Annotated in this window: 20 protein-coding genes and 1 pseudogene; 9 read left to right on the top strand and 12 right to left on the bottom strand. The window is 71.6% G+C overall.

The genetic code is table 11. From position 1 onward, the window contains the following. Positions 1-240: 240 nt before the first annotated feature. Entirely contained in the window at positions 241-1,521 is a 1,281-nt protein-coding gene (locus KBY47_RS34235) for a PHB depolymerase family esterase (protein WP_210928186.1), read from the bottom strand. A gap of 1,188 nt (positions 1,522-2,709) precedes the next feature. Here KBY47_RS34235 and rpmF point away from each other — a divergent pair. Both rpmF and KBY47_RS34225 read left to right on the top strand, forming a co-directional pair. Then, positions 2,710-2,880, top strand: coding sequence for a 50S ribosomal protein L32 (gene rpmF, locus KBY47_RS34230; RefSeq protein WP_007387878.1), 171 nt, complete (start codon positions 2,710-2,712; stop codon positions 2,878-2,880). Between the two features lie 7 nt (positions 2,881-2,887). Beyond that, positions 2,888-4,075, top strand: a complete 1,188-nt coding sequence (locus tag KBY47_RS34225; RefSeq protein ID WP_210928184.1) for a GTP-binding protein — start codon at positions 2,888-2,890, stop codon at positions 4,073-4,075. Between the two features lie 93 nt (positions 4,076-4,168). On the opposite strand, the pseudogene KBY47_RS34220 reads toward KBY47_RS34225, so the two are convergent. Next, a pseudogene (locus KBY47_RS34220) lies at positions 4,169-4,576 on the bottom strand (extracellular solute-binding protein); the annotation flags it as partial. A 223-nt stretch (positions 4,577-4,799) separates the two neighbouring features. Between KBY47_RS34220 and KBY47_RS34215 the strand changes: the two are divergent. After that, positions 4,800-5,225: a substrate-binding domain-containing protein gene (locus KBY47_RS34215; RefSeq protein ID WP_210928182.1), complete on the top strand. Its 426-nt coding sequence runs from the start codon at positions 4,800-4,802 to the stop codon at positions 5,223-5,225. A 506-nt stretch (positions 5,226-5,731) separates the two neighbouring features. Here the strand turns inward: KBY47_RS34215 and KBY47_RS34210 are convergent. Beyond that, positions 5,732-5,935, bottom strand: a complete 204-nt coding sequence (locus KBY47_RS34210; RefSeq protein ID WP_014670069.1) for a cold-shock protein — start codon at positions 5,933-5,935, stop codon at positions 5,732-5,734. Positions 5,936-6,230: 295 nt separating this feature from the next. Between KBY47_RS34210 and KBY47_RS34205 the strand changes: the two genes are divergently transcribed. Beyond that, entirely contained in the window at positions 6,231-7,916 is a 1,686-nt protein-coding gene (locus KBY47_RS34205) for a ribonuclease J (protein WP_210928180.1), read from the top strand. Positions 7,917-8,144: 228 nt separating this feature from the next. On the opposite strand, the gene KBY47_RS34200 is transcribed toward KBY47_RS34205, so the two are convergent. From KBY47_RS34200 to KBY47_RS37450, 4 genes are all read right to left on the bottom strand, one after another. Beyond that, on the bottom strand, positions 8,145-8,390 hold the full coding sequence (locus tag KBY47_RS34200; protein WP_210928179.1) for a DUF5302 domain-containing protein: 246 nt from the start codon (positions 8,388-8,390) through the stop codon (positions 8,145-8,147). A gap of 122 nt (positions 8,391-8,512) precedes the next feature. After that, positions 8,513-9,928 carry a DEAD/DEAH box helicase gene (locus KBY47_RS34195; protein WP_210928178.1) on the bottom strand — a complete coding sequence of 472 codons (1,416 nt, stop codon included), beginning with the start codon at positions 9,926-9,928 and terminating at the stop codon, positions 8,513-8,515. A gap of 204 nt (positions 9,929-10,132) precedes the next feature. After that, positions 10,133-10,621 carry a GNAT family N-acetyltransferase gene (locus tag KBY47_RS34190; protein ID WP_210928177.1) on the bottom strand — a complete coding sequence of 163 codons (489 nt, stop codon included), beginning with the start codon at positions 10,619-10,621 and terminating at the stop codon, positions 10,133-10,135. Between the two features lie 96 nt (positions 10,622-10,717). Next, positions 10,718-10,855, bottom strand: coding sequence for an undecaprenyl diphosphate synthase family protein (locus KBY47_RS37450; RefSeq protein ID WP_210928176.1), 138 nt, complete (start codon positions 10,853-10,855; stop codon positions 10,718-10,720). A gap of 36 nt (positions 10,856-10,891) precedes the next feature. Here KBY47_RS37450 and KBY47_RS34180 point away from each other — a divergent pair. After that, a protein-coding gene (locus KBY47_RS34180; protein ID WP_210920869.1) for an IS5 family transposase occupies positions 10,892-11,691 on the top strand; the annotation gives its coding sequence in 2 pieces (ribosomal slippage) (positions 10,892-11,240 and positions 11,240-11,691; 801 coding nt in all). A gap of 8 nt (positions 11,692-11,699) precedes the next feature. Here the strand turns inward: KBY47_RS34180 and uppS are convergent. The 4 genes from uppS to KBY47_RS34160 all read right to left on the bottom strand — a co-directional run bounded on the left by uppS (position 11,700) and on the right by KBY47_RS34160 (position 16,693). Beyond that, the gene (uppS, locus tag KBY47_RS36860) at positions 11,700-14,273 is read right to left on the bottom strand and encodes a polyprenyl diphosphate synthase (protein WP_247695667.1); all 2,574 of its coding nucleotides are present in this window, start codon (positions 14,271-14,273) and stop codon (positions 11,700-11,702) included. Further along, positions 14,270-14,875 (bottom strand): ABC transporter ATP-binding protein, encoded by a 606-nt coding sequence (locus tag KBY47_RS34170; protein WP_210928175.1) that lies wholly within the window; start codon positions 14,873-14,875, stop codon positions 14,270-14,272. The genes uppS and KBY47_RS34170 overlap by 4 nt, the downstream gene beginning before the upstream one ends. Before the next feature lie 86 nt (positions 14,876-14,961). Further along, entirely contained in the window at positions 14,962-15,132 is a 171-nt protein-coding gene (locus KBY47_RS34165) for a hypothetical protein (RefSeq protein ID WP_374103147.1), read from the bottom strand. Positions 15,133-15,196: 64 nt separating this feature from the next. Beyond that, positions 15,197-16,693, bottom strand: coding sequence for a PHB depolymerase family esterase (locus tag KBY47_RS34160; protein WP_210928174.1), 1,497 nt, complete (start codon positions 16,691-16,693; stop codon positions 15,197-15,199). A gap of 357 nt (positions 16,694-17,050) precedes the next feature. Here KBY47_RS34160 and KBY47_RS34155 point away from each other — a divergent pair, with 357 nt between their 5' ends. The 4 genes from KBY47_RS34155 to KBY47_RS34140 all read left to right on the top strand — a co-directional run bounded on the left by KBY47_RS34155 (position 17,051) and on the right by KBY47_RS34140 (position 22,967). Continuing rightward, positions 17,051-18,493: a tannase/feruloyl esterase family alpha/beta hydrolase gene (locus KBY47_RS34155; RefSeq protein WP_210928172.1), complete on the top strand. Its 1,443-nt coding sequence runs from the start codon at positions 17,051-17,053 to the stop codon at positions 18,491-18,493. A 95-nt stretch (positions 18,494-18,588) separates the two neighbouring features. Continuing rightward, a complete protein-coding gene (locus KBY47_RS34150) occupies positions 18,589-19,383 on the top strand; it encodes a 3-hydroxybutyrate dehydrogenase (protein WP_210928170.1) in 795 nt (264 codons plus the stop codon). A 90-nt stretch (positions 19,384-19,473) separates the two neighbouring features. After that, positions 19,474-20,850 (top strand): MFS transporter, encoded by a 1,377-nt coding sequence (locus KBY47_RS34145; RefSeq protein ID WP_210928168.1) that lies wholly within the window; start codon positions 19,474-19,476, stop codon positions 20,848-20,850. Between the two features lie 89 nt (positions 20,851-20,939). Then, entirely contained in the window at positions 20,940-22,967 is a 2,028-nt protein-coding gene (locus KBY47_RS34140) for a GAF domain-containing protein (RefSeq protein WP_210928166.1), read from the top strand. Here the strand turns inward: KBY47_RS34140 and KBY47_RS34135 are convergent. After that, positions 22,859-24,156, bottom strand: a 1,298-nt coding sequence (locus KBY47_RS34135) for an SWIM zinc finger family protein (protein ID WP_247695666.1), incomplete at its 5' end; no start/stop codon positions are given. The genes KBY47_RS34140 and KBY47_RS34135 overlap by 109 nt on opposite strands.

Here is a 24,156-nt window from a genome sequence, read left to right as displayed (position 1 = left end):
ACCATGTCCTCCTCGAACAGCGTCGAGGCCCACAAGTGGGGGTCGCCCGCGAGCCGTTGCCGGCAATACGGCGGGGAACGCCCTCCGCGGCACGGGCCCTGGACACGGCAGCCCCGCAACGCCGAGGACGGCCCTTGCGGCACGGTGCGTTTGTGTCGCAAGGGCCGAGGGGTGATCCCACCCGCCGAAGCCCCCTGCGTGCCGTACATTTCGAGCGCCGCCTTGACGACCGCGGCCCTCTCAGTGCCGACGCTGGGCGGCCATCCACTGCCAGATGTGCGTTCCGTCGATGCTGGGGTCGTTGCGGGCGACGTAGATCCACGAGAAGTGGCCGTGGAACTGGTAGCCGTTCCAGATGACGTGGTCGTAAAGCGTCATCAGCGATCCGGGGATCACCTCGTGCGCGTGGACGGTGTTGGCCTGCGAGTCCACGACGGTGTCGTCGCCGGAGGTGACGAGCCAGCTGGGGGTGGTGATCCGGGCCAGCTCACTGTCGGGGAGCAGCGGCGCTCCTCCGGGTCCGGGCGGGAAGGCGGTGACGATGCCGCAGATCGGTACGGATGCGGCGAACAGGGTGGGATAGACGGTGGTCATCTTCATGCTCATGTAACCGCCGTTGCTGCACCCGGCGACGTAGATCCGGTCGCGGTCGATGCGGTGCCTGCGGACTACCTCGCCGATGATCTCGTGGATGAGGGGGGCGAAGCGGGGGCCGTCCTCCATCCAGTAGGAGGTGCTTTGCGGGGCGAGGACGTAGGCGCCGCCGAAGATGCGCTGCGCCTCGGGGGTGGCGAAGCCGAGGGCTCCGCGGTTGGCCCGTAGCGTCGTCTCGTTGTCGTAGTAGTTGTCGGGCAGTGAGGCGCCCTCGCCCCCGCCGTGCAGCCAGACGATCAGCGGACGCCTGTCGCGCCGGGTGGAGTGGACTTCGGTGGGTGAGTACAGCCGGTACTTCATTCCTGAGCCGGAGACGTGGGCGCTGAACGCGTCCACCTCGGGGTCCGAGAGCCGGGGGTTCTGCACGAACGTCTCGATGACGACGGTTCGCTGATCGCGCAAGACGATCGGGGCGTGCTGAGTGAGGGTGTAGGTGAGGTCGAGCATCACGTTGCGGCCCTCGTCCGCGAGGTAGCTGAGCGTGCTCCCCCCGGTCTGGCCCTCCCCATAGCCCAGTTCGAGCACGATGTTGCCGTTGCGGTCGAGCCGAACAGCGGTCACCGTGCGGTCGAGGTCGTAGTCGCTGACACTGTCGTCGTCGGGGGCGGAGGGGAACGGCCTGGTGCCTTTGGCGTGCACGCCGAAGGTCGCGGTGGTCAGGCCGGCCGGGTCGATCGGGCCGAGCCGGGCGGTCTCGAGGGTGATCGAGGTGACCTGTTCGCCGCCGTCGAGCACTTGGGCGTTCAGGGTGAATCTCACGGTGGCGGGCGTACGGTCGGCGGCGTACGCGGCGACGCCGGGGAGGGCCAGCCCGGCGGCGCCCGCGCCGGTGGCCAGAACGGTGCGACGGCTGATACGTGTTGCCATGCGGACTCCTTATGGGGTCGGAGGCTTCACCGTGGCCTGTGCGCCGCACTCGTCTGATGCGGCCACAGCCGACACGAGGTCAGTAGAACAGGGAGGATCGCCGACGGGCAGGTCTCTGCCGGACAAAAGATCGCGCTGAATCGACTGCGAGTTCGGAGCGATGACAAACCCAGGATCTGCCTCGCACGGCGGGCGCGCGACGTTACCGGCCCGTTCAGCGGACCCGCGAACTCGTCGGCGGGCCGGCTCTCTTCCTCGGGGTCGGCGTGAGCGGACAGGTCGGCGATGCAGCGGGTCTTACCGAGGTAGGACCGCTGCGCAGCGGCAGAGGATACGTACGTCCCAGGCGGACTCTTCGGCCGACCGTCAGTCGCTGGACGAACTCGCCACGTTCGTGGTCGGCGTCAACCAGTCGCTGGCCGTCCTGAGCCGCATCGGCTCCCCGGACTCCGAGCCGCGGTCCGTGGCCCGCCTCGCCTGCTCCACGGTGACGGACGCCAGCACAGCAAGCTACGACCCGTGGGGCGGTTTCGTCCGGTCGTCGGCAGTACGAACACCGGTAGGCACCACGCGACCGGAGATCAGTCAGGCTGAGCCGTGCGCGGTGCACGGAGTCCATGATGGCGACGAGCGACCGCATCATGGACTCCGAGGCCGGGCTCACGCGGCGTCCGGCCGCGAGGGTGATCCCGACGCGGGCGCCGACGAGGTCGACGTTCCACCCGGTCCGCATCAGGGTGGCGAGGCACACCAAGGCACCCGCACCCGCGGAGCACCGCGGCGTCACTCCGGGCAGACGAGGCTAGAACGCCCAGCTGTCATGGAGGTTCGCGCCCGACACCGCCACGGATAGCGGCAGGCCCTGAGCTTTGGACAGAACACGCAATTCGCTGCCCTTCTTACCGCGTACCGCGATCGACGGAATTTGCGCCAGTCAGCGATCCACCCAGCTTCGCCCGCACCGACGCGGCATCGACATGGCGGATGACCACGGGGACGACCGGGCACGGCACGTTCCATCGCGCGCGAGGCCTGCGACGGTTCGGAGCACACCCCATTCAGAGGGCCTGTGGGGCACCCCTCGGGGCGCGGAGCGGAATCGGCACGGCTACGCGACCACACCCTTCGTAATGACATCCATTTTCATGTATTGTCTGCCTCGCCCAACGATCGCACCCGGAGATCCTCATGGCCGTACCCAAACGCAAGATGTCCCGCAGCAACACCCGCCACCGCCGCGCCCAGTGGAAGGCCACGACGCCACAGCTGGTGACGGTCACGGTGGACGGCGTGCCGTACCTCGTCCCCCAGCGGCTGGCCAAGGCGTACGAGCGTGGCCTGCTCCGCCCCGAAGGCTGACCCCGGCATGGCCCACACCCCCTCGCCGCGCCTTCCCGTCACCGTCCTGTCGGGCTTTCTCGGTGCCGGAAAGACCACCCTGCTCAACCACGTCCTCGGTAACCGCGAGGGCCTGCGCGTCGCCGTCATCGTCAACGACATGAGCGAGGTCAACATCGACGCCGCACTCGTGCGCGGCGGCGAGGCCGCTCTGTCCCGCACCGAGGAACGCCTGGTAGAGCTGACCAACGGCTGCATCTGCTGCACCCTGCGCGACGACCTGCTGGAGGAAGTGGACCGCCTGGCGCGCGAGGGGCGCTTCGACTACCTCCTCATCGAGTCCTCCGGCATCTCCGAACCCATGCCGGTAGCCGCCACCTTCGCCTTCGCCCGCGACGACGGCGCGACCCTCGGCGACCTGGCCCGGCTGGACACGATGGTCACGGTCGTGGACGCCGCCAACTTCCTGCCCGAGCTGGCCGGAGGCGACGAGCTGACCGAACGGGGCCTGGACCAGTACGAGGACGACGAACGCACCGTCAGCGACCTGCTGATGGACCAGGTCGAGTTCGCCGACGTCATCGTCCTCAACAAGCTCGACCTCGTCGACTCCGCGTCCGCCGACCGGCTACGGGCCACCTTGGCCCGGCTCAACCCCGCCGCCCGCGTCGTACCGGCCGTGCGGGGCCGCGTACCGGTCGGCGAGGTCCTGGGTACCGGCCGCTTCAACCTGGAGCGAGCGCAACAGGCCCCGGGGTGGGTCAGGGAACTCAACGGCGACCACGTTCCCGAGACGGAGGAGTACGGCATCTCCTCGACGGTCTTCCGCTCCGCGACGCTCTTCCACCCCGGACGGTTGTGGACGTTCGTGACGGAGGCACTGGACAGCGGCGCCTACGGGCAGGTTCTCAGGTCCAAGGGCTTCTTCACCCTCGCCAGCCGACCCGGTGTGACGGGACTGTGGTCGCAGGCCGGTTCGGTGGCCCGCTTCGAACCTTCCTCCGCCCGTGACACCGACAGCCCGTACGCCCAGGAGCTCGTCCTCATCGGCACCCAGTTGCAAGCGGAGCCGTTGCGGACGGCCCTGACCGGCTGCCTCCTGCGGGAAGACGAGGCCCTTCCCGTCTACGACCCCTTCCCCGGCTGGGACACCTACGGCTTCGACGAGACCTGCGCGCACGAGCACGACCCCCTCACCACCGTGACGGGACACTGAGACACCGGGCCGGAGGGTGGTCGCAGCCACGGCACCGTCCGGCTGTGAACGCTCACGTCCTTCCCTGCCGAGGCTGCGGTAGAGGTAGCCGCTGATCAGCCGGGTGAGCGGCCAGCCCTGCTGACCGGAGGCGGAGAACGGCTGGACGCCCTTCGACTCCAGCTTCGCCGCGGCGGCGACCAGTTCGTCCCAGGTGCCGGGCACCTCGAGGCCGTTCTTCTCGAACAGCTCCTTGTTGGAGAAGATCCCCTCGATGTTGTACTCGTACGGCCGCACCTGGAGTTCACCGCCGTACAGTGCCTTGATCGTGGAAACGGCGGCGGGCTGGTCCAGACTCGCCTGCGGGACGGTCTCCACCTTCGGCGGCAGCGCGTCGTTCGCGGCCTTGCAGGCAACACCGACTACACGGTGCTGATCGGCGCGGCCGGCTTCGACCCCGAGGACCAGGCCAAGACCATCCGCTCCCTCGTGGACCGGCAGATGGACGGGCTGAATCCTCATCGCCCCGGGACACCGCGCGTGGAGGTGCTGGCCACGGCCGCGTCGACACCGACCGTGGTGATCGGGCACCACGACACCTCGGACACCTACGACTCGGTCGTCGACGCCGATGACCTCGGCGCCGGCCTGGTGGTGGACCACCTCGTCTCGCTCGGCCACCGTGACATCGCCCTGGTCTCGGCCCAGGGCAGCCGGGCCAACAAGTGGAAGCACGCCGGAAGCCGTGCTGAGCGAGGGCTATCTGCACGCGATGGAACGGCACGGCCTCGCCGGGTTCGCCCGGATTCACCACACCGCCTACTCCGACGGCGGCGGCTTCAAGGCGGGCATGACGCTGCTGACGGCCGACCGTCCGCCCACCGCCGTGATGACCGGCGCGGACGTCGCCGCCCTGGGCGTCCACCGCGCCGCGCACGAACTGGGCCTGCGCATCCCGCGGGACCCGTCGCTCGTCGGCTACAACAACACCGCGCTCGCCGCCCCGGCGCCCGGTCCAACTGACCAGCGTGGACCAGGCGGGACACACCATGGGGTCCGCCGCCGCATGCTTGTCGAACGCGTCGAAAGCCGAAGGGACAGGCCCATGCAGACCACGATGACCCCCCGCCTGGTGGTGCGCTCCACCACGGGCGCACCGCAAGGACGCTAGGCCGTGGACCGGCGGCCGACCGCCGTAGCCACAGCACATCACGAACGAGGTTCCGACGGAGGAAGGACGGTGACCGGGCCGGCCGCGCCCGCTCCCGGGTCGGCATCAAGGAGGTGGCGCGGGAGGCGGGCGCCTCGCTCGGCACCGTCTCCAACAGCCGCCCGGCTGCCGGGCGCCCTCGGCCCGGATGCAGCCGAGCGAGTCGATCACTTCCGGGACGCGCGAGCATGTCCCTGCGGACACGGACGACATCGCGGTGATCGGGCTCGGCTGACCGCCGACGCGGCGGTCGCCGCGGACGGGCCGCACTCCCTCCTGCGCCAGGCACTGGTCGGCGACGGCGCACCGGTCTGCTCGCGCTACGTCGCCTTCCGCGGCGCGCTGCCCACCGAGAAGAAGACCTCGCGGGCGGTGCATCCCGCCTGGCAGCCACGGACAACCGTCGTGCGACGGTGAGGGCCCGGCCTCCCGAAGCCGGGATGCCGGGCCCTTGCCGAGCCGCGCGATCAGGCGGGGCGGATGTTCTCAGCCTGCGGACCCTTCTGGCCCTGCGTGACGTCGAACTCGACCTTCTGGCCCTCCTGCAGCTCGCGGTAGCCCTGGCTGGCGATGTTGGAGTAGTGGGCGAAGACGTCGGGGCCGCCGCCCTCCTGCTCGATGAAGCCGAAGCCCTTCTCGCTGTTGAACCACTTCACTGTGCCCTTGGCCATGACTGTCTCCTTCGAGGGAAACCGGGCACGCACCGTGCGCGACCGGGAGGTGATCGCCCTGGTCCGGAGAGGCGCTGAACAGCAAGAACGCCCGTGAGGCGATCACGGGCGAACAGAACTTCGGAACCACGACTGCTGATCACAACGCTATAACGACATGGCGGAAGCCGCCAGCGAAAACGCGCCAGCATCCGGCCCAACCGCTTGCTCGCGCTGCGGGTGCCCCGCTGCGGCGGGAAGGGAGATCGCACGGGCAATGGATCATCCTGTCCCGCTCTCCGGGTACCGTCAGGGTATGAGTCATCCGCACCCCGAGCTGAAAGCCGCCCCGCCCCTTGCCGAAGGAGGGCTGCGGGTCGTCGCCCTGGGCGGCCTGGGTGAGATCGGCCGCAACATGACCGTCTTCGAGCACGCGGGCAAGTTGCTCATCGTCGACTGCGGCGTGCTGTTCCCCGAGGAGACCCAGCCCGGCGTGGACGTGATCCTGCCGGACTTCACCTCGATCCGGGACCGGCTGGACGACATCGTGGCCGTGGTACTGACCCACGGCCACGAGGACCACATCGGCGGCGTGCCGTACCTGCTGCGCGAGCGGTCCGACATTCCCCTCGTCGGCTCCAAGCTGACGCTGGCGTTCCTGGAGGCCAAGCTCAAGGAACACGGCATCCGGCCGCGCACGGTGCGGGTGCGGGAGGGCGACCGGCGCGGCTTCGGGCCCTTCGACTGCGAGTTCGTGGCGGTCAACCACTCCATCCCCGACAGCCTCGCGGTCGCGATCCGCACCCGGGCCGGGATGGTGCTGCACACCGGCGACTTCAAGATGGACCAGTTCCCCCTCGACGAGCGCATCACCGATCTGCGCGCCTTCGCCCGCCTCGGCGAGGAGGGCGTGGACCTGTTCCTCACCGACTCCACCAACGCCGAAGTACCCGGCTTCACCACCTCCGAGCGAGAGCTGAACCCGGCGATCGAGCAGGTGATGCGCACCGCGCCGCGCCGGGTCATCGTCTCCAGCTTCGCCAGCCATGTGCACCGTATCCAGCAGGTCCTGGACGCCGCCCACCAGCACGGCCGCAAGGTCGCCTTCGTCGGCCGCTCCATGGTCCGCAACATGGGCATCGCCCGTGACCTGGGCTATCTCAAGGTCCCCTCCGGTCTGGTCGTGAGCACGAAGGAGCTGGAGAAGCTCCCGGACCACAAGATCACTCTGGTGTGCACCGGCTCCCAGGGCGAACCGATGGCCGCGCTGTCCCGGATGGCCAACCGCGACCACATGATCCGCATCGGCAAGGGCGACACCGTCCTGCTCGCCAGTTCCCTGATCCCCGGCAACGAGAACGCCATCTACCGGGTGATCAACGGTCTCACCCGGTGGGGCGCCCACGTGGTCCACAAGGGCAACGCCAAGGTGCACGTCTCCGGGCACGCCAGCGCCGGTGAACTCGTCTACTGCTACAACATCGTCAAACCCCGCAACGTCATGCCCGTGCACGGGGAATGGCGCCATCTGCGGGCCAACGCCGACCTCGCGATCCGTACCGGTGTCGACCCCGAACGGGTCGTCATCGCCGAGGACGGCGTCGTCGTCGACCTGGTCGACGGGCGGGCGTCCATCACCGGCAAGGTCCCCGCCGGCAACGTCTACGTGGACGGCATGGAAGTAGGCGGCGCCACCGAAGCGTCCCTGAAGGACCGCCTCACCCTCGCCGCCGAAGGCGTGGTCACGGTGGTGGCGATCGTCGACGCGGACACCGGCGCCCTCGCCGAGGCCCCCGACTTCCTGGCCCGCGGTTTCGTCCACGACGACACCACCTTCGAGCCGGTCGTCCCCGTCATCGAGAAGACCCTGGCCACCGCGGCCGAGGAGGGCGTCGGGGACGCACGCCAGCTCGAACAGCTCCTCGCCCGCGCCGTGGCGAACTGGGCGTTCCGCACCCACCGTCGCAAGCCGCTCATCATCCCCGTCATCATCGACGCCTGAGCCGCGGTCCGGCAGCACGGTCCGCGGTTCCGGTGGCGGCCCGCGGGCATCGAGGTCGGGCACGCCCGGACCGGAGGAGCCGACGTTGCGGGCGACGGCCCTGTCGCCCCGGCTGCGCCCCGCCCGCGACGTGCGCACGGCCGTGCGCACGTCGCGGGCCACCGCACGGGACGCGCGAGTGAGTAGCGCGAGTGCCGGTGAAGCGCTTAGATCTCGGGACCCATCGACTCAGCCGCCGCTCTTGCGCCTGAACGACCGCTGGCTCGCAGCCGGGCCGTGCGCCGAACGCACCTTCGACGCATCGGGCTTGGCGGCGACATCAGCGGCGTCCGCCTGCGCACCGCGCTTGCGCGCCAGGGCTTCGCGGAACTTGCGCTTGAGGTCGTAGTTGCCGTCGCTGTCCGGCTCCAGGGGGGACGTCTCGGCGGCAGCAGCCGGCTCCGAACCTTCTGTGGATACGGGCTCTGCGGTCATGGTGACCTCCTGGGTTCCGGGGGGTGGGCAAGCACAGCTTGTCATGCCGGGCGCAGTGCGAGGCGCCGGCAGCATCGTCCGCTCCGTTTCGGATCCCGTGGCCAGGCTGCCAGGGCAGGCTCTCAGCCGTTGCGACGCACGAGGGCGGCCTTGCGGGCCTCGGCGAGCTTGCGGGCCTCGCCCGCCTTTCGGGACTTGCCGCCGGCGCCGCGGGAGGTGCCCTTGCCGGTGCCGAGGCCGCGGAAGGGAGCGTTGGTGTTCTTGGGCCGGGGGACGGCGGGCTCACCGTCGAGCGGGGTCCCGGAGGGAGTCCTGGCGCCGGTGATCCGGCTCAGTTCCGCCTCGCCCGAGCGCACCTTGGTGACGGTCGGCTCGATGCCGGCCCCGGCCATCATGCGGCTCGTCTCACGGCGCTGGCCCGCCAGCACGAGCGTCACCACGCTGCCGGACTCACCGGCGCGGGCGGTGCGGCCCGCCCGGTGCACATAGTCCTTGGCATCGGTGGGCGGGTCGACGTTGACCACGAGATCGAGGTCGTCGACATGCAGGCCACGGGCCGCGACATTGGTCGCCACCAGAACGGTGATCTGGCTGTTCCTGAACTGCGCCAGGGTCCGTGTGCGCTGTGGCTGGGACTTGCCGCTGTGCAGGGCCCCGGCGCGTACCCCGCTGGCCCGCAGATGCCGGGTGAGCTGGTCGACGGCGTGCTTGGTGTCGAGGAAGAGCAGTACGCGGCCGTCGCGGGCGGCGATCTCCGTGATGACGGCGTAGCGGTCAGGGCCGTGGACGACCAGCACGTGGTGCTCCATCGTCGTGACCGTGCCCGCGGCCGGGTCGACCGAGTGGACGACGGGGTCGTGGAGGTAGCGGCGGACCAGTTGGTCGACGTCGCGATCGAGAGTGGCCGAGAAGAGCATCCGCTGACCGTCGGGGTGCACCTGGTCGAGCACGTCGGCGACCTGCGGCAGGAATCCCAGGTCGCACATCTGGTCGGCCTCGTCCAGCACGGTGATCCTCACCCGTCCCAGGCGGCAGGCGTTGCGCTCGATCAGGTCGTGCAGGCGTCCGGGGGTGGCGACGACCACCTCGGCTCCCTGGCGCAGCGCGGCGACCTGGCGGCCGGTCGACGTTCCGCCGACGACCGTGGCGATCCGCAGCCGCAGCGCCTCGGCGTACGGCGCCAGCGCCTGGGTGACCTGTTGGGCCAGCTCCCGGGTGGGCACCAGGATCAGGGCGAGGGGCTGCTTCGGTTCCGCGCGCCGCCCGGCCGTCCGGGTGAGCAGCGGCAGGCCGAAAGCGAGCGTCTTGCCTGATCCGGTGCGCCCGCGTCCCAGGATGTCGCGCCCCTCCAAGGCGTCGGGCAGTGTGGCGGCCTGGATCGGAAAGGGTTCGCGCACCCCGAGTTCGCCGAGTGTCCGCAGCACCTCCGTCGGCAGTTCCAGACCGGCGAAGGTGACGGCCGGCAGCGGCGCCGGGGTCATCGCCCCGGGCTGGGCGGGACCGCCGTGAGCGATGCCGGAGTGATGGGGATGCTTCATGAACAGCCTTCCGCAAGGGAACGTACCAGGGAACGTGCCAAGGAAGGCCCGACAGGTTTGATCAGCCCACGCGCGGCCGAACGCAACCGGCGGAATCGTCCACCGCGACGACCACGCAAACGCGTGACACTAACACACGGCATGGCCTCGCGCCGCTGACACCGAACGCGACGAAGCCGGTGCCTCGCCCACCGGCACACCGCGTCACCCCGAGGAAATACGGAACTCGAATTCGGGACGGTCCCACGGCACGGCGGGTGGGTTCGCGAGCGCGGTCCCGATCCGCACCGCACCCGCGCGGTGGTAGAAGTCCTCGGCGGGAAGGTGCGACACGACCTTGACCCGGTCGAGCCCGGCGGCACGGGCCTCGGACTGCATGTGCGCGACGAGCAGCCGTCCGATACCCCGTCCCTGCGCTTCGTCGGCGACGAACAGCAGGTCCAGCTCCGGTGGAGCGAGGACGAGCGAGTAGAACCCGAGGACCCTGCCTCCGTGCTCGTCGGCGGCGACGGCTACGAAGGTGCGGTGGGCCTCGATGTAATCCGGCCCGACTCGGTAGCCCGCGACTGCGGCCGCGTACTTTCCCGCGTAGGCGCCTGAGCCGCGCACGAGCCGCGTGAGCCGTTTGGCGTCCCGCGCGACGGCCCTCCGTATCGTGATCGGCTGGCTGATCGCGGAAGTACGTGAACTCATCGGGAGAGTATTTCCCACCGGGACGTGCCGTCGTGCGGCGGGTCGGCTGCTCGGGCAGGATTCCTGCACCGCTCCCGCGGACGCCAATCGGCGAGTTCACGAGACGCGACTACCGGGGGAGGCTCCGTGGCGTCGCTGTCGGCGGGTGTATTCACCGATGGCCTGCCACAGGTGACGCCGGTCGGTTTCGGGCCAGTGGTCCGGGGTGAAGTACAGCTCGGCATAAGACGTCATCTCATTTGGATCGGTAGCCTATCGGTCGTGGTTTCGATCGTTGAGCGGCTGGTGCCGGATGAGTTGTGGGAGCTGTTCCAGCGGGTGGTCCCGGAGGCTCCCTCGCGGCCTCAGGGCGGCGGTCGGCGTCGGCATGGCGACCGGGAGGTGTTGGCTGCAATCGTGTTCGTGGCCACGTCGGGCTGCACGTGGCAGCAGCTGCCGTCCGCGTCGTTCGGGCCATCGGGAGCGACGGCTCACCGGCGCTTTTCCGAGTGGTCGAAGGCCCGGGTGTGGGCAAAACTCCACCGCCTGGTCCTCGATGAGCTTGGTGCCCGCGGCGAGCTGGACTGGTCCCGCTGTGCGATCGACTCGGTGAACATGCGGGCCCTGAAAAGGGGGAGCTGACAGGTCCGAATCCTGTCGACCGGGGCAAGTACGGCTCGAAGATCCACCTGATCACCGAGCGGACCGGTCTGCCCCTGTCCGTCGGGATCTCGGGGGCGAACCTGCACGACAGTCAGGCGCTGATCCCGCTGGTGAAGGGGATACCGCCGATCCGCTCCCGGCGCGGACGACGGCGGCGCAAACCGGGAAAGCTCCACGCCGACAAGGGATACGACTACGACCACCTGCGGCGATGGTTACGCAGGCGAGGCATCAGGCACCGCATCGCCCGCAAGGGCATCGAGTCCTCGACTCGCCTGGGCCGCCACCGCTGGACGATAGAACGCACGATGTCCTGGCTCGCAGGATGCCGCCGACTGCACCGACGCTACGAGCGCAAAGCCGAGCACTTCCTGGCCTTCACCAGCATCGCCTGCACCCTCATCTGCTATCGCCGACTCACCAAATGAGATAGCGTCTAAGAGGTGTGCCAGGGCAGGAAGTTCGACATGCGCTGTTCGGCGCCGGTGCGCCACAGCAGATCGACATCCGGCATGTCGGGCTGGGGAAGATGCCGCGCGACGTCTTCTTCACTGATCGTGTCGGGATCGAGTTCACCGCTGCGCACCCGCCGGGCCAGGGCGGCGGCGGTACGGGTGATCTCGTCCCGGCCGCCGTAGTTGATGCAGGTGGTCAACGTCAGGCCCGTGCGGTCGCGTGTGCTGCGCTCACGCAGCCGCATGAGGTCGACCACGTCCTGCGGCAGCCTTTCCGGCCGGCCGTGCCAGCGCATCCGGATGTCGAGGTCCTGGAAGGGGTAGTCCTGCAGCTCCTGGCGCACGATGTCGAGGAGGGCGCCGATCTCCTCGTCGTCGCGCTTCCAGTTCTCGGTGGAGAGGGTGTAGAGGGTCAAGTGCCGCAGGCCGATCTCCAGGGCGCCGTAGACCATCTCGCGGGCGGCGGCCCGGCCGGCTCGGTGGCCTTCTTGCCGAGGCAGGCCGCGGCGCTGTGCCCACCGGCCGTTGCCGTCCATGATCACGGCGACGTGGGTGGGCATCCGGTCGACGGGGATCCGTGGTGGCCGCGCACCGCCGGGATGTGGCGGCGGGCGGTCGAACACCGGGCGTCCCACGGGCGGGCTCTGCGCGGGCACGGCGCGGTTCCGGGTGCGGCGCGGGGGCGGAACGGTCACCGGGGTGAAGCTCCAGGCGAGGGCGGAGCGCGCCCTGGCCGGGACGAGGAGACGGGCGGTGGTGGCGGACGAGGGCCTGGGCGGGGTACGCAGGAGAGCGGGACCTGCGGCGCTGACGGCATCGAGCTGTGTGCGCAGCAGACCGGCCATGGTGTCGAGGACGACGGCGGGGCCGGGGTGCATGCCGTGGACGAGGGAGGGCTGGGTCACCCATCGGCGGGCCAGCCGCGTCAGGTCGGTGATCAGGGCGGCGGTGGCCGGGCTCCAGCGCCGGTGCGACAGGTCGTCCGCACAACCCGGGAAACGGTCCAGGACCTGGCCGGGCAGGAGGAGGTCCCCTTGGGCGAGGTCGGCGGACAGGTCGGTGAGGATGTCGGTGAGGCGGACCCCGTCGAGGAACTCCTCGTAGACCTCCTGCCTGTCCAGACGCAGTGCCACGCCCACGCCGGCTTTGTCGAAGAGATCTCGGACCTGGTCGAACCAGGGCAGCAGCGTGCCGCGTCCCCAGGCGCGCCAGCTCTCCCAGTCGGGAAACCGCCGCCCAAGACTGTCCCGCTGGACCAGCGTCATGGCGCCGTGCAGCCTGGAAGTGTCCAGGTGCCATCGCCAGACGGTGTCCACCAAGGCCCGGCGGACCGGGTCTGCGCTTGATCCGGTCGCCACGTCACGGTCCAACGCGGCGATCCACGCTCCGACCCGCTCGGCACGCTGCTCCGCGCCGACCGCGCGGTCGTCGGCGAGATCGTCGATGGCGTTGGCCGCGGCCCACAGCGCCCAGCAGGCCGGACGCATCACCGCGGGTACGAGTTGGATCAGGGCGTATTCCGCCGGGTCCTGTCGCCTGGTCCTGGTGCGGCAGAGCCGGTACGCCGCCCGTAGCGCCGGGTCGTCACCGACCGCTTCCCACAACGGCCTCGTCCTGCGGCGGCCGGCCCCCAGGACGGCGGATCGCCGCGGGCCTGTTGAGGTGGAGAACACAATGATCACAACGAGAGTCGGGCGACGAGGTTGTGCCGGTGATCGGAAGTGCCCGTCAGTGGTCCGGCAGCGGCTGCCGTTCGGCGGGCCGCGGGCCACGTCCCCGCGCGTGCCGGGGGGGGAGGGCAGGGTGCTGCGGGTGCGCCACTGGAAGGTCAGCAGACCCAGGAGCGCCGCCGCGGCGAACCAGGTCAGTTCGACGAGCAGGTACTCGGGGGCGGCGGTGCGGGAGAAGGCCGCCGCAGTGGCCGCCTGCATGGCCCCGTAGGACGGCAGATAGCGTGTGATGGCGCTGTCCGCACCGGAACTGATGATGGGGTTCTGCAGCGCGAGGTCGACGACACTCGTCATCACGATGGCGAACATGCCCTCCACTTCCTTGCGCAGCAGGGCACCGAAGCCGATCCCGAGGATGCCGTAGGTCAGCCCGGCGCTGAACAGCGCCCCGGCGAGCAGCAGGGGTTGACGCGGCGTCCAGGCCAGGCAGAGGACGCCTGTCGCGTAGGCGGCCACCAGGGCCGAGGCGAGGGTGAGGCCGGCCAGCTTCGCGGCGATCAGCTGGGGCCGGGGAAAGCCGGCCATGGCGAGGCGCCGGTCGAACATGCTGCCGCCGAAGGTCGCGGCGAACATCAGGAACGCGGTGATCAAGGTGACCGCGTTGAGCGCACCGCTGACCGCGGTGAGTTCGTTGCCGCGGGGTACCAGCAGTTCCCCGGTGGCCCGAAGGCGCAGCCGTACCTGCTCGTCCGGCATCGCCACGAACGCCAGCAGCGTCCACAGGGGAAGGAAGACCGCGATGAGTACCGCGGCGAACCGGTTCCGGGCGTGTTCGACCAGCGTGTACCGAGTGGCCGTGACGAGCAGCACCGCCTGCTCCCTCATGCCGCTTCCCCGTCCTGCGTCCGGAGGCGGCCCTCGTCCAGGCGCCACAACGCGTCCAGGCGATCGGCGTCGTAGGCGAGATGGGAGACGACCAGAACCGAACGCCCCCGTTCGCGCAGCCGGGCGGCAAGGTCCCAGAACCGCAGGTAGGTCTCCCAGTCGAAGCCCTGGTAGGGCTCGTCCAGCAGCAGTACCTGCGGGTCGTGCATCAACGCGAGTGTCACGTTCAGCTTCTGCCGCGTCCCCCCGCTGAGCACACCGGCCCGCTCATCCATGTAGTCGGCGAAACCGAGCACGTCCATGACCTCCCTCCCGTGGGCGAGGTCGTCGAGACGGAACGCCGCCTGGAAGTACGTCAAGTGCTGGCGCACCGTCAACGCGTCGTTGAGCACGACCCGCTGCGGGCAGTACCCGAAGCGGCCACCGTGACGCACGCTGCCCCGCGTGGGCCGCAGTTCCCCGGCGAGGATCTTCAGCAAAGTGGACTTGCCCGTGCCGTTCTCCCCCACCACCCCGGTCAGCGAGCCGGCGGGCAAGGTGAAGTCGACACCCCGCAGCACCAGCCTCTTGCCGAACTGATGATGCACATCCACGACTTCCACGCTGCGACACTCCCACGCTGCTTGCCCAGGCGACCGAAGGCTCTAACGAACCCGACAGGCCACAGGCACGCGGCCATACGCCGTCCTCAGACCGTGGCGGTGGTGCCGATCCCGGCCGGGACGGTCAGGTCGGCGGCGGTGGCCGATCTGACCTCGTCGACGCCGACGCCGGGGGCGAGTTCGGCGAGGACGAAGCCGTCGGGGGTGATGTCGACGACCGCCTCCGTCGCGTCGGCGACTGTCTTGTCCAGACCCATACGGTCCCTTTCGCTCGGGCGCCCGGGACGACCCGCAGGTCACGGCCGGGGGCGGGGCCGCGGTTCAGGCGTGGCAGCCCGAGTCGGCGAGCACGTAGTGGCCGGGCGAGGTCTGCTGGAGGGTGTGGGTGGTGAAGGTGTTCCACAGGCCCATGGCCTGGTCGGAGCCCTTGGCGTAGGTGTAGCCGCCGCTGGCGTAGGCCCGGCCCGCGGTGGTGTGGGCGTAGTTGCTCGCCGTGTGGCAGGTGGGGGTGAAGCCGGTGGTGGTCGCGGTGACGGCGGCGCTGGTCGCGCCGGTCGCGCCCGAGGAGTCGACGGCGGCCACGGTGTAGCCGTAGGCGGTGCCGGTCGCCAGACCGGTGTCGGTGTACGTCGTCGAGGTGGTGGTGGAGACCTTGGCGCCGTCGCGGAACACGCTGTACGAGGCCGCTCCGCTGACGGCGTTCCACCGCAGGCCCACGCCGGAGTCGGTGGCCGCGGTGACGGTCAGGCCGGTGGGCGCGGGCAGCGCGCCGGTGCCGCCGTCACCGCCGCCGCTGCCGTCCAGGCCCCAGAACCGTGCGGTGTGGAGGCTGGAGCAGATGGTGTCGAGGTAGTAGGTGCCGCTGGTGCCGCACTGGTCGGCGCCGCTGCCGGGGTCGACGGCCAGTCCGTGGGCCATGCCGGAGATCGAGTACACCTGGACGGCCGGGCGGCCGGAGGAGTCGTCGTAGCTGGTCAGTGTGGTGCCGCCGGTCAGGCTCCGGGTGCGGGACGGGGTCTGGCCGAGGCCCCAGACGTTGGTCCACTGGTCGCGCAGTTCGGTGGCGTTGGCGGGCCGGACGGTGGTGTCGGCGGTGCCCTGCCAGATCGCCACGCGCGGCCAGGAGGTGGTTCCGGCGGGCGCGGCGGAGCGCACCAGGTCACCCCACTGGGCCGGGGTGCGGTCGGGCGGGCTGTACATGCAGGTGTAGGCCGCCGTCAGGTCCTCGGCGCAGCGCGCGGGCAGTCCGGAGGCGATGGATCCGCCCGCGAAGGCGTCGGGGTAGGCGGCGAGCATGTTGGCCGTCATGCCGCCTCCGGCGGAGAGTCCGGTGATGTAGACGCGCCGGGGGTCGCTGCCGTACTGCGTGATCGCCTTGTCGACCATCTGTTTGATGGACAGGGCCTCGCCGCGGCCGCGTCCGCTGTCGCCCGCCTCGAACCAGTTGAAGCAGGAGTTGGCGTTGTTGGCGCTGCTGGTCTGCGGGAACACCAGGGCGAAGCGCTGGCTGTCGGCGAACTTCGGCCAGCCCGAGTGGGAGGAGTAGTCGCTCGCGCTCTGGGTGCAGCCGTGCAGGGCGACGACCAGGGGGGCACCGGTGGGGAGGTTGTCGGGCACGTACGCGTACATGGACAGGTTGCCCGGGTTGGTGCCGAAGCCGGTGACCTGGGTGAGGCTCGCGGCGGACGCCTGTGGGCCCGCCGCGGCCAGTCCGGCGGTGAGGGCGAGGGCGCCCGCCGCCGCGGTGGCCCAGCGGCGGATGCCTCCGAGGAGGCGGTGGCTGCGTGTGCGGTGGCGCGGTGGGTGCGGGTGCTGCATGTCGACTTCCTCCTGGGGTGAGGGAGTTGGGGGCGGGCCGACTTGGGTGGGGACCGTCGTCGGCGCCGCGTGGTGCATCATGCGGCGCCCCGCACGGATGTTGGCATGGGCTTGACAAACAGGGTGGTCGGGGGGCCTGTGTGCCGGTCAGCCATGGCCGCGGCCGTTCATCGCCCTGTATGACGGGCGTGTCCTCGGTGAGCCATGAGGTGAGGTGGTGTCAGCCACCATGACCGGGGGCCGGACGGTGGGTCACCAGCCCATGTCTGCGGGTGTGGAGGGCGCCCTAGCCTCCCGCGCATCCCCTGCACCCGACCCCGGAGGCACTCGATGCGTCTCTCCCCCGGTTCCGCACGTATGGCCGACCCGCGACCCGGCAGACCACGCGCCCGCGTCCCCGCACGGCGCGGGCTCTCGGCCGCCCTCGCCCTGGCCGTCGTGGTCCTCATCCCCGCCACGGCGACGGCCGGCGCCCCGGCCAAAGACCCGCGCGGCCACTGCGCGCGCCTGTCCCAGGTGCGGATGCCGGGCGCCGAGCACCAGCGGGCGGACTGCCTGGACGAGCTGACCACCGCCGGGACGGTCGCCTCCGGGCACACCGACCCGGCCGACTGGTCGGGGCTGACCCCGAAGGACCTGCCCGTCCCCAGCGGGGTGCCGGGCATCCAGGTCGACGGCTACTTCCCCGACTCCTCCACCACCAACACCAACCACGGCTGGAACCACGACGCCCAGTTCGTCGTCCGTCTGCCGGACCGCTGGAACGGCGGCCTCGTCGTCGCCGGTACTCCCGGCAACCGTGAGCAGTACGCCAATGACCGGGCCATCGCCGACTGGGTCCTCGCCCGCGGCTACGCCTACGCCGCCACCGACAAGGGCAACACCGGGCTGGCCTTCCACCAGGACGGCACACGGCCAGGCGACGCCATCGCCGAGTGGAACGACCGGCTCACCCAGCTGACCAGGGCCGCCCGCGCGGCGGTCGCCCAGCGCTATCTGCGCCCCCCGGCGCGCACCCTGGTGACCGGCATGTCCAACGGCGGCTACCTGGTGCGCTGGCAGCTGGAGAACCACCCCGAGCTGTACGACGGCGGCGTCGACTGGGAGGGCACCCTGTGGCGGGCCGACGGGCCCACCCTGCTGGACTTCCTGCCCCCGGCCCTGCGCCACTACCCCGAGTACGCCGCGGGCGGCGCGGGCGCCGGGCGGGCGCGGGCCGCGCTGCACGCCGCCGGGTTCCCGCCCGGCTCGGAGTTCCTGTGGCCGTTCCACCACCAGGTCTACTGGGACCTGACCCAGCGGATCTACCGCGAGGAACTCGACCCCGGCTACGACGGGACGACCGAGGCGGGCACGCCGTACTGCACGAGCGGCACCCCGGGCTGCGACGCCGACTACGTCTACGGGACCCGCCCGGAAGCCGCGGACGCCGTGCGCAGGATCGGGCTCACCGGACGGATCGGCAAGCCGCTGCTCACCCTGCACGGCACCCTGGACGTCCTGCTGCCGATCAGCCAGGACTCGGACGTCTACGCCCGGATGGTGCGGGACGCGGGCCAGGGCCGGCTGCACCGCTACTACCGGATCGAGGGCGGCACCCACACCGATTCCCTGGTCGACGCCTTCCCGGACGCGCTGCGCCCGCTCACGCCCTGCCACCGCTCGGCGTTCACCGCGCTGGAACGCTGGCTGGCGCTGGGTGAGCGGCCCCCGGCCTCCCGCACCGTCGCCCTGCCCGCCGGGGCGTCCCCGGCGGAGCTGCTGACCGGCTGTCCGCTCGGCGCACCCGGTCGTCGCTGAGCTGAACCATGTGGGAGGACACCATGACCGTAGGCCATTTTGTAGTGGCCCCTGACATGGGAGCGATGCGGGAGCCCTCCCTACTGTTTCCGGCCATGACGAACACATCTCCCACCCCGGCTCCGGCGCCGCCCCCCGGCGCCGGAACCGACCTGACCGGGCGCACGGCCCTGGTGACCGGTGGCGGCAGCGGCATCGGCCGGGCCTGCGCGCTGGCGCTGGCGCGGTCGGGGGCCGCCGTGCACGTGGTCGACCGGGACGCCGAGACGGCCAAGGCGGTCGCCGAGGCGACCGGTGGCGAGGCCCATGTCGTCGACCTCGCCGACCCCGGGGCCATCGATCTCCTCCCCGTCGGGGTCGACGTCCTCGTCAACAACGCCGGGCTCCAGCACGTGGCACCGATCACCGAGTTCCCCGCCGAGCGCTTCGAGCTGATCCAGAAGGTGATGGTCACCGCGCCGTTCCTGCTGATGCGCCGCACCCTGCCGCACATGTACGCGGAGGGCTGGGGCCGCGTCGTCAACGTCTCCAGCGTCCACGGCCTGCGGGCCAGCGCCTACAAGAGCGCCTACGTCGCCGCCAAGCACGCCCTGGAGGGGCTCAGCAAGGTCGCCGCGATCGAGGGCGCCCCGTTCGGTGTGACCAGCAACTGCGTCAACCCCGGGTATGTGCGCACCCCCCTGGTCGAGGGCCAGATCCGCGACCAGGCCGCCGCGCACGGCATCAGCGAGGGCGATGTCCTCGCCGACGTCCTGCTGGCCCGCTCCCCGGTCAAGCGGCTCCTGGAGTCGGAGGAGGTGGCCGCCGCCGTGCTGTGGCTGTGCGGCCCCCACTCCGGCTACCTCACCGGCGCCTCCCTGCCGCTCGACGGCGGCTGGACCGCGGGCTGACCGGCCGCCGCTCCCCCGTCCCCACCAGAACAGCACCACCCCGTTCCACCCCGTCCCCTCCCGTCCCCGTTCGTGAATCCCGGTGAACCCATGTCTGACGCCACCACCAAGCCGAGAGGCGGCATCGGCCGCATCGTCGGCGCCAGCCTGATCGGCACCACCATCGAGTGGTACGACTTCTTCCTCTACGGCTCGGCCGCCGCCCTGGTGTTCAACACCCTGTTCTTCCCCACCGCCGACCCGCTCGTCGGCACCCTGATCGCCTTCATCACCTACGCGATCGGCTTCGTGGCCCGGCCGCTCGGCGGTGTCGTCTTCGGCCACTTCGGCGACAAGATCGGCCGTAAGAAACTGCTGGTCGTCAGCCTGCTGATGATGGGCGGCGCGACCTTCGCGATGGGTCTGCTGCCCACCTACGACACCATCGGCATCGGCGCCCCCATCCTGCTGACCGTGCTCCGCCTGGTGCAGGGCTTCGCGCTGGGCGGCGAGTGGGGCGGCGCCGTACTGATCGTCTCCGAGCACGGCGGCGACAAGCACCGCGGCTTCTGGGCGTCCTGGCCGCAGGCGGGCGCCCCCGGCGGCAACCTGCTGGCCACCGGCGTACTGGCGCTGCTCGCGGCGTTCCAGTCCGAGGCCGCCTTCCAGTCCTGGGGCTGGCGCGTACCCTTCCTGCTGTCCGGCGTCCTCGTGGTGATCGGCCTGTGGATCCGCGTCTCGGTCTCCGAGTCGCCCGTGTTCCTCGCCGCCCAGGCCAAGGCCGAGGCCGCCGCGGCCCGCGGTGTGAAGGAGACCCCGCCGGTCGTGGAGGTGTTCCGGCGCAGCTGGCGCGAGGTCCTGTCGGCCATCGGCACCCGGTTCGGCGAGAACATCTCGTACTACATCCTCACCTCCTTCCTGCTCGTCTACGTCACCGTCCATCTGGAGCTGGGCAAGAGCACCGCGCTCAACGCGGTCCTGATCGGCTCCGCCGTCCACTTCGTCACCATCCCGCTGTGGGGCGCGCTCTCCGACCGCGTCGGCCGCCGCCCGGTCACCCTGATCGGCTCGGTCGGCATGGCGGTGTGGGCGTTCGCCTTCTTCGGCCTCGTCGACTCGAAGTCGTTCGTCGTGATCACCCTGGCCGTCACCGCCGGACTGCTGCTGCACGGCGCGATGTACGGACCGCAGGCCGCGTTCATCTCCGAGATGTTCGACACCAAGGTCCGCTACTCCGGCGCCTCGATGGGCTCCCAGCTCGCCTCGATCGTCGCCGGAGCGCTCGCCCCGATCATCGCGGTCGAACTGCTCAAGGACTTCGACTCCTCCCTCCCCGTCAGCCTCTACCTCAGCGCGGCGGCGGTGGTCACCACCATCACCGTGGCCGTCACCCGCGAGACGCGGGGCCGTGACCTCCGCCGCGACCTGACCGGGGAGACCACCGAGCAGGCGGCCGAGCCCGCCGTGAAGGTGGCCGACCGGGCGTGACCACGCCCCGGCCCGCGGCGTCCTCCGGGGGGCGCGGCGGGCCGGGCCAGGGCAGAGGCAGTCGTGAACCACATACGGGAGCAGGCACCATGGGCAGCAGCCGTCGAACCGAAGCCGCCGCGCCGGGGCCCGCCGCCGAGGCCGTGCGCACCCTGCTGGACCTGCTCGCCGCGGACGCCTCCGCCGAGGAGTTGCTGGCGCTCCGGGCCGGGGCGCGCGTCGGCGCGAGCAGCCCGGCGGAGGCCGTCTGGCTGAAGGAGACCACCGAGGTCGCCCTGTCCGTCCGTCGCGTCCTCGACCAGTACCGGCGGCGGGAGACGGAACTGGTCGCACTGTTCGACACCGCCGGCGACCTCGCCGGACTGCGGGACCTCGACGCGGTGCTGCGCGCCATCGTCCGCCGGGCGAGGACGCTGCTCGGCACCGATGTCGCCTATATGACCCTCAACGACCCGGTCGCCCAGGACACCTTCATGCGCGTCACCGACGGCTCGGTGTCGGCGGCCTTCCAGCAGCTCCGCCTCGGCATGGGCGACGGCCTGGGAGGTCTGGTCGCCCAGACCGCCCGCCCCTACGCCAGCACCGACTACCGCACCGACCGGCGCTTCCGGCACACCGGGGCGATCGACGACGGGGTGGCCGAGGAGGGGCTGCGCGGCATCCTCGGTGTCCCGCTGCGGGTGGGCAGTCAGATCATCGGGGTGCTGTTCGCGGCCGACCGCACGCCCCGGGAGTTCACCCCCGACGCCATCGCCCTGCTCGGGTCGCTCGCCGACCACGCCGCCGTCGCCATCGACAGCGCCCGGCTGCTGGAGGAGACCCGCAGCGCCCTGGCGCGCCTGGAGGCCGCCAACGAGACCACCCGCGCCCACAGCGAGGCCCTGCGCCGGGCCTCCGACGCTCATGACCGGCTCACCAAGCTCGTCCTGCGCGGCGGCGGCATCGACGAGGTGGCCGCCGAGACCGCGGCGCTGCTCGGCGGCGGACTCGCCGTCCACGACACCGACGGCAGCGAACTCGCCCGCGCCGCCACCGACCCGGTCACCCCCTGCGCCGAAGGGCTCGCGGCCTCCCGCGCCGACGGGCTGGCGGTCTTCGCGGACGGCGCCTGGATCTGCGCCGTGCTCGCCGGGACCGAACCCCTCGGCAGCATCGTGCTCACCGGGCGCGCGGAACTCAGCGACGCCGACCGGCGGCTGTTCGAACGGGCGGCCCTCGTCACCGCGCTGCTCCTGCTGCTGCGCCGGTCCGTCGCCGAGACCGAGGACCGGGTGCGCGGGGAACTCCTCGACGACCTCCTCGCCGACCCCGCCGCCACCGCCCGCCGGGACGGCGGGAGCCTGTCCCTGCGGGCCCGGCGCCTCGGCGTCAACCTGACCCTGCCGCATGCCGTAGCCGTCCTCGACTGCCGACCGCCGCTGCGCTCCCGGCTGCTCGCCGAGACCGCCCGCAAGGCCCGCGCACTCGGCGGCCTGGCGGGCACCCGGCAGGGCCACGCCGTCCTGCTCGCCCCGGGCGACCGGCCCGGCGCCCTCGCCCGCGCCCTCGCCGACGAGCTGACCCAACGCCTCGGCACCCCGGTCACGGTGGGCGCCGCGGGCCCCGGCGGCGGACCCGACGCGCTGCCCGCCATCCACGCCGAGGCCCTGCGCTGCCTCAGGGCCCTGCACGCCCTCGCCCGCGACGGGGACGGCGCCGACCTCGCCGACCTGGGCTTCATCGGCGTCCTGCTCGGCGACCGCGCCGACGTCACCTCCTACGTCGGGCGCGTCCTCGGGCCCGTCCTCGCCTACGACGCCGAGCGCGGCACCGAACTGATGCGCACCCTGCACGCCTACTACGACCACGGCGCCAGCCTCTCCCGCGCCAAGGAGGTGCTGCACGTGCACGTCAACACGGTCGTCCAGCGGCTCGACCGGGTGGCACAACTCCTCGGCCCCGACTGGAACACCCCCGCCAGGGCGCTGGAGACCCATCTGGCACTGCGCCTGCACCAGCTGACCACCGGTCACGGGTCGGCGGACAGGGTGCTGCCGAGCCCCGTCAGCGCACCGACCGGGTCGGCGTCCGGTGTGCCCCGCGGCCACCAGTCGTCCCGGCCCGGCTCGGACTCGTAGGCGTACCACAGCCCGTCGCGGCCGAGGCGGAGCTGGACATGGCCGCGGGGGTGGGTGAGGCGGTTGCGCCAGGGGCGGAAGGCGGGCAGGTCCGCGGCGAGCAGCAGGGGCCGGGCCCGGTCGAAACGCCCGGCCGGTGGATCCCACGGCTCCTCCAGGACGGCGAGTCCGTCCAGCCCGCCCTGCCGCCACGCGGCGACCGCGCGGGCCAGTTCGGCGGAGGTACGGCCGGACGCCGCGGCCAGTGACGCGTACAGGGCGCGGGTGGCGGCGGTCAGCCCGGCGCCGGGGCGGGCCGCCGCGAGCCGTACGGCGTCCTGCCACAGCGTCAGCTCCGCCACCGGGTCCTCGCCGGTGACGAGCAGGGCGTGCGCGCGGGCCGCCGCGTCGGTCGCCAGCTGGTCCAGGGCGAACGGATCGGGACCGCCGGGCGCCGCCGGATACGCCGGGGGCTGCTCGGGGTGCGGCGGCACCGGAAGCGGGGCGGGCAGCGGCGGGAGCGGGCGGGGCGCCAGCGCGTCGGTGGCGCGGACACCGGGCAGCGGCGCGGGCTCCCGCTCCTGGGCGGCGCGGGCCGCGCGGGTGGCGCTGCGGCGGGACAGCGCGTCCAGCACCTCGCGCTCGCCCCGGCCGCGCAGCAGGAGCAGCACGAACGGGTCGGCGTCGAGCAGCCGCGCGGTCTGGTAGCAGAGGGCGGCGGCGTGCTTGCAGGGGTGGCCGCGGTCCGGGCAGCTGCATCTCGGGTCGAGGTCCCCGGGGCCGGGCAGCAGCGGGATGTCGCCCTCCGCGAGGGCGTGCGGCATCTCCTTGTCCAGCAGCGCGGCGATGTGCCCGGCCCGGTCGGCGGCGGTGTCCAGGAACCGCTCCCACTCGGCGCCGCCGAGCGTGCGTACGCGGACCTGTACGCGATACGGCCGTGGCCTGCTGCCCCGCACGTACGCCAGCACCAGTCCGGGGGTGACGGTGATGGCGTCCACCTTGCCCTGCTGCGCGTAACCCCGTCCCCGCGCGAGCCGCTTGGCGTCCAGCGCCCCCTCCTCCAGCGCGGCGACCCAGGCATGTCCCCACCAGGTCTCGGCGAGCGGCGCCTCCTCCGGCTCCGGCTCCGCCGAGGGGAGCGGCGCGAACGCCGGGAAGGTGCGGCGGAGTTCGCCGTCGCGGGAAGGGGCGGCCATGGAGGGGGTGGGGG

The organism is Streptomyces sp. B93, assembly GCF_018070565.1.
Taxonomy (GTDB): Bacteria; Actinomycetota; Actinomycetes; order Streptomycetales; family Streptomycetaceae; genus Streptomyces.
Note: the sequence above shows the minus strand (reverse complement) of the source record. Positions and strands in the feature narration are given on the sequence as shown.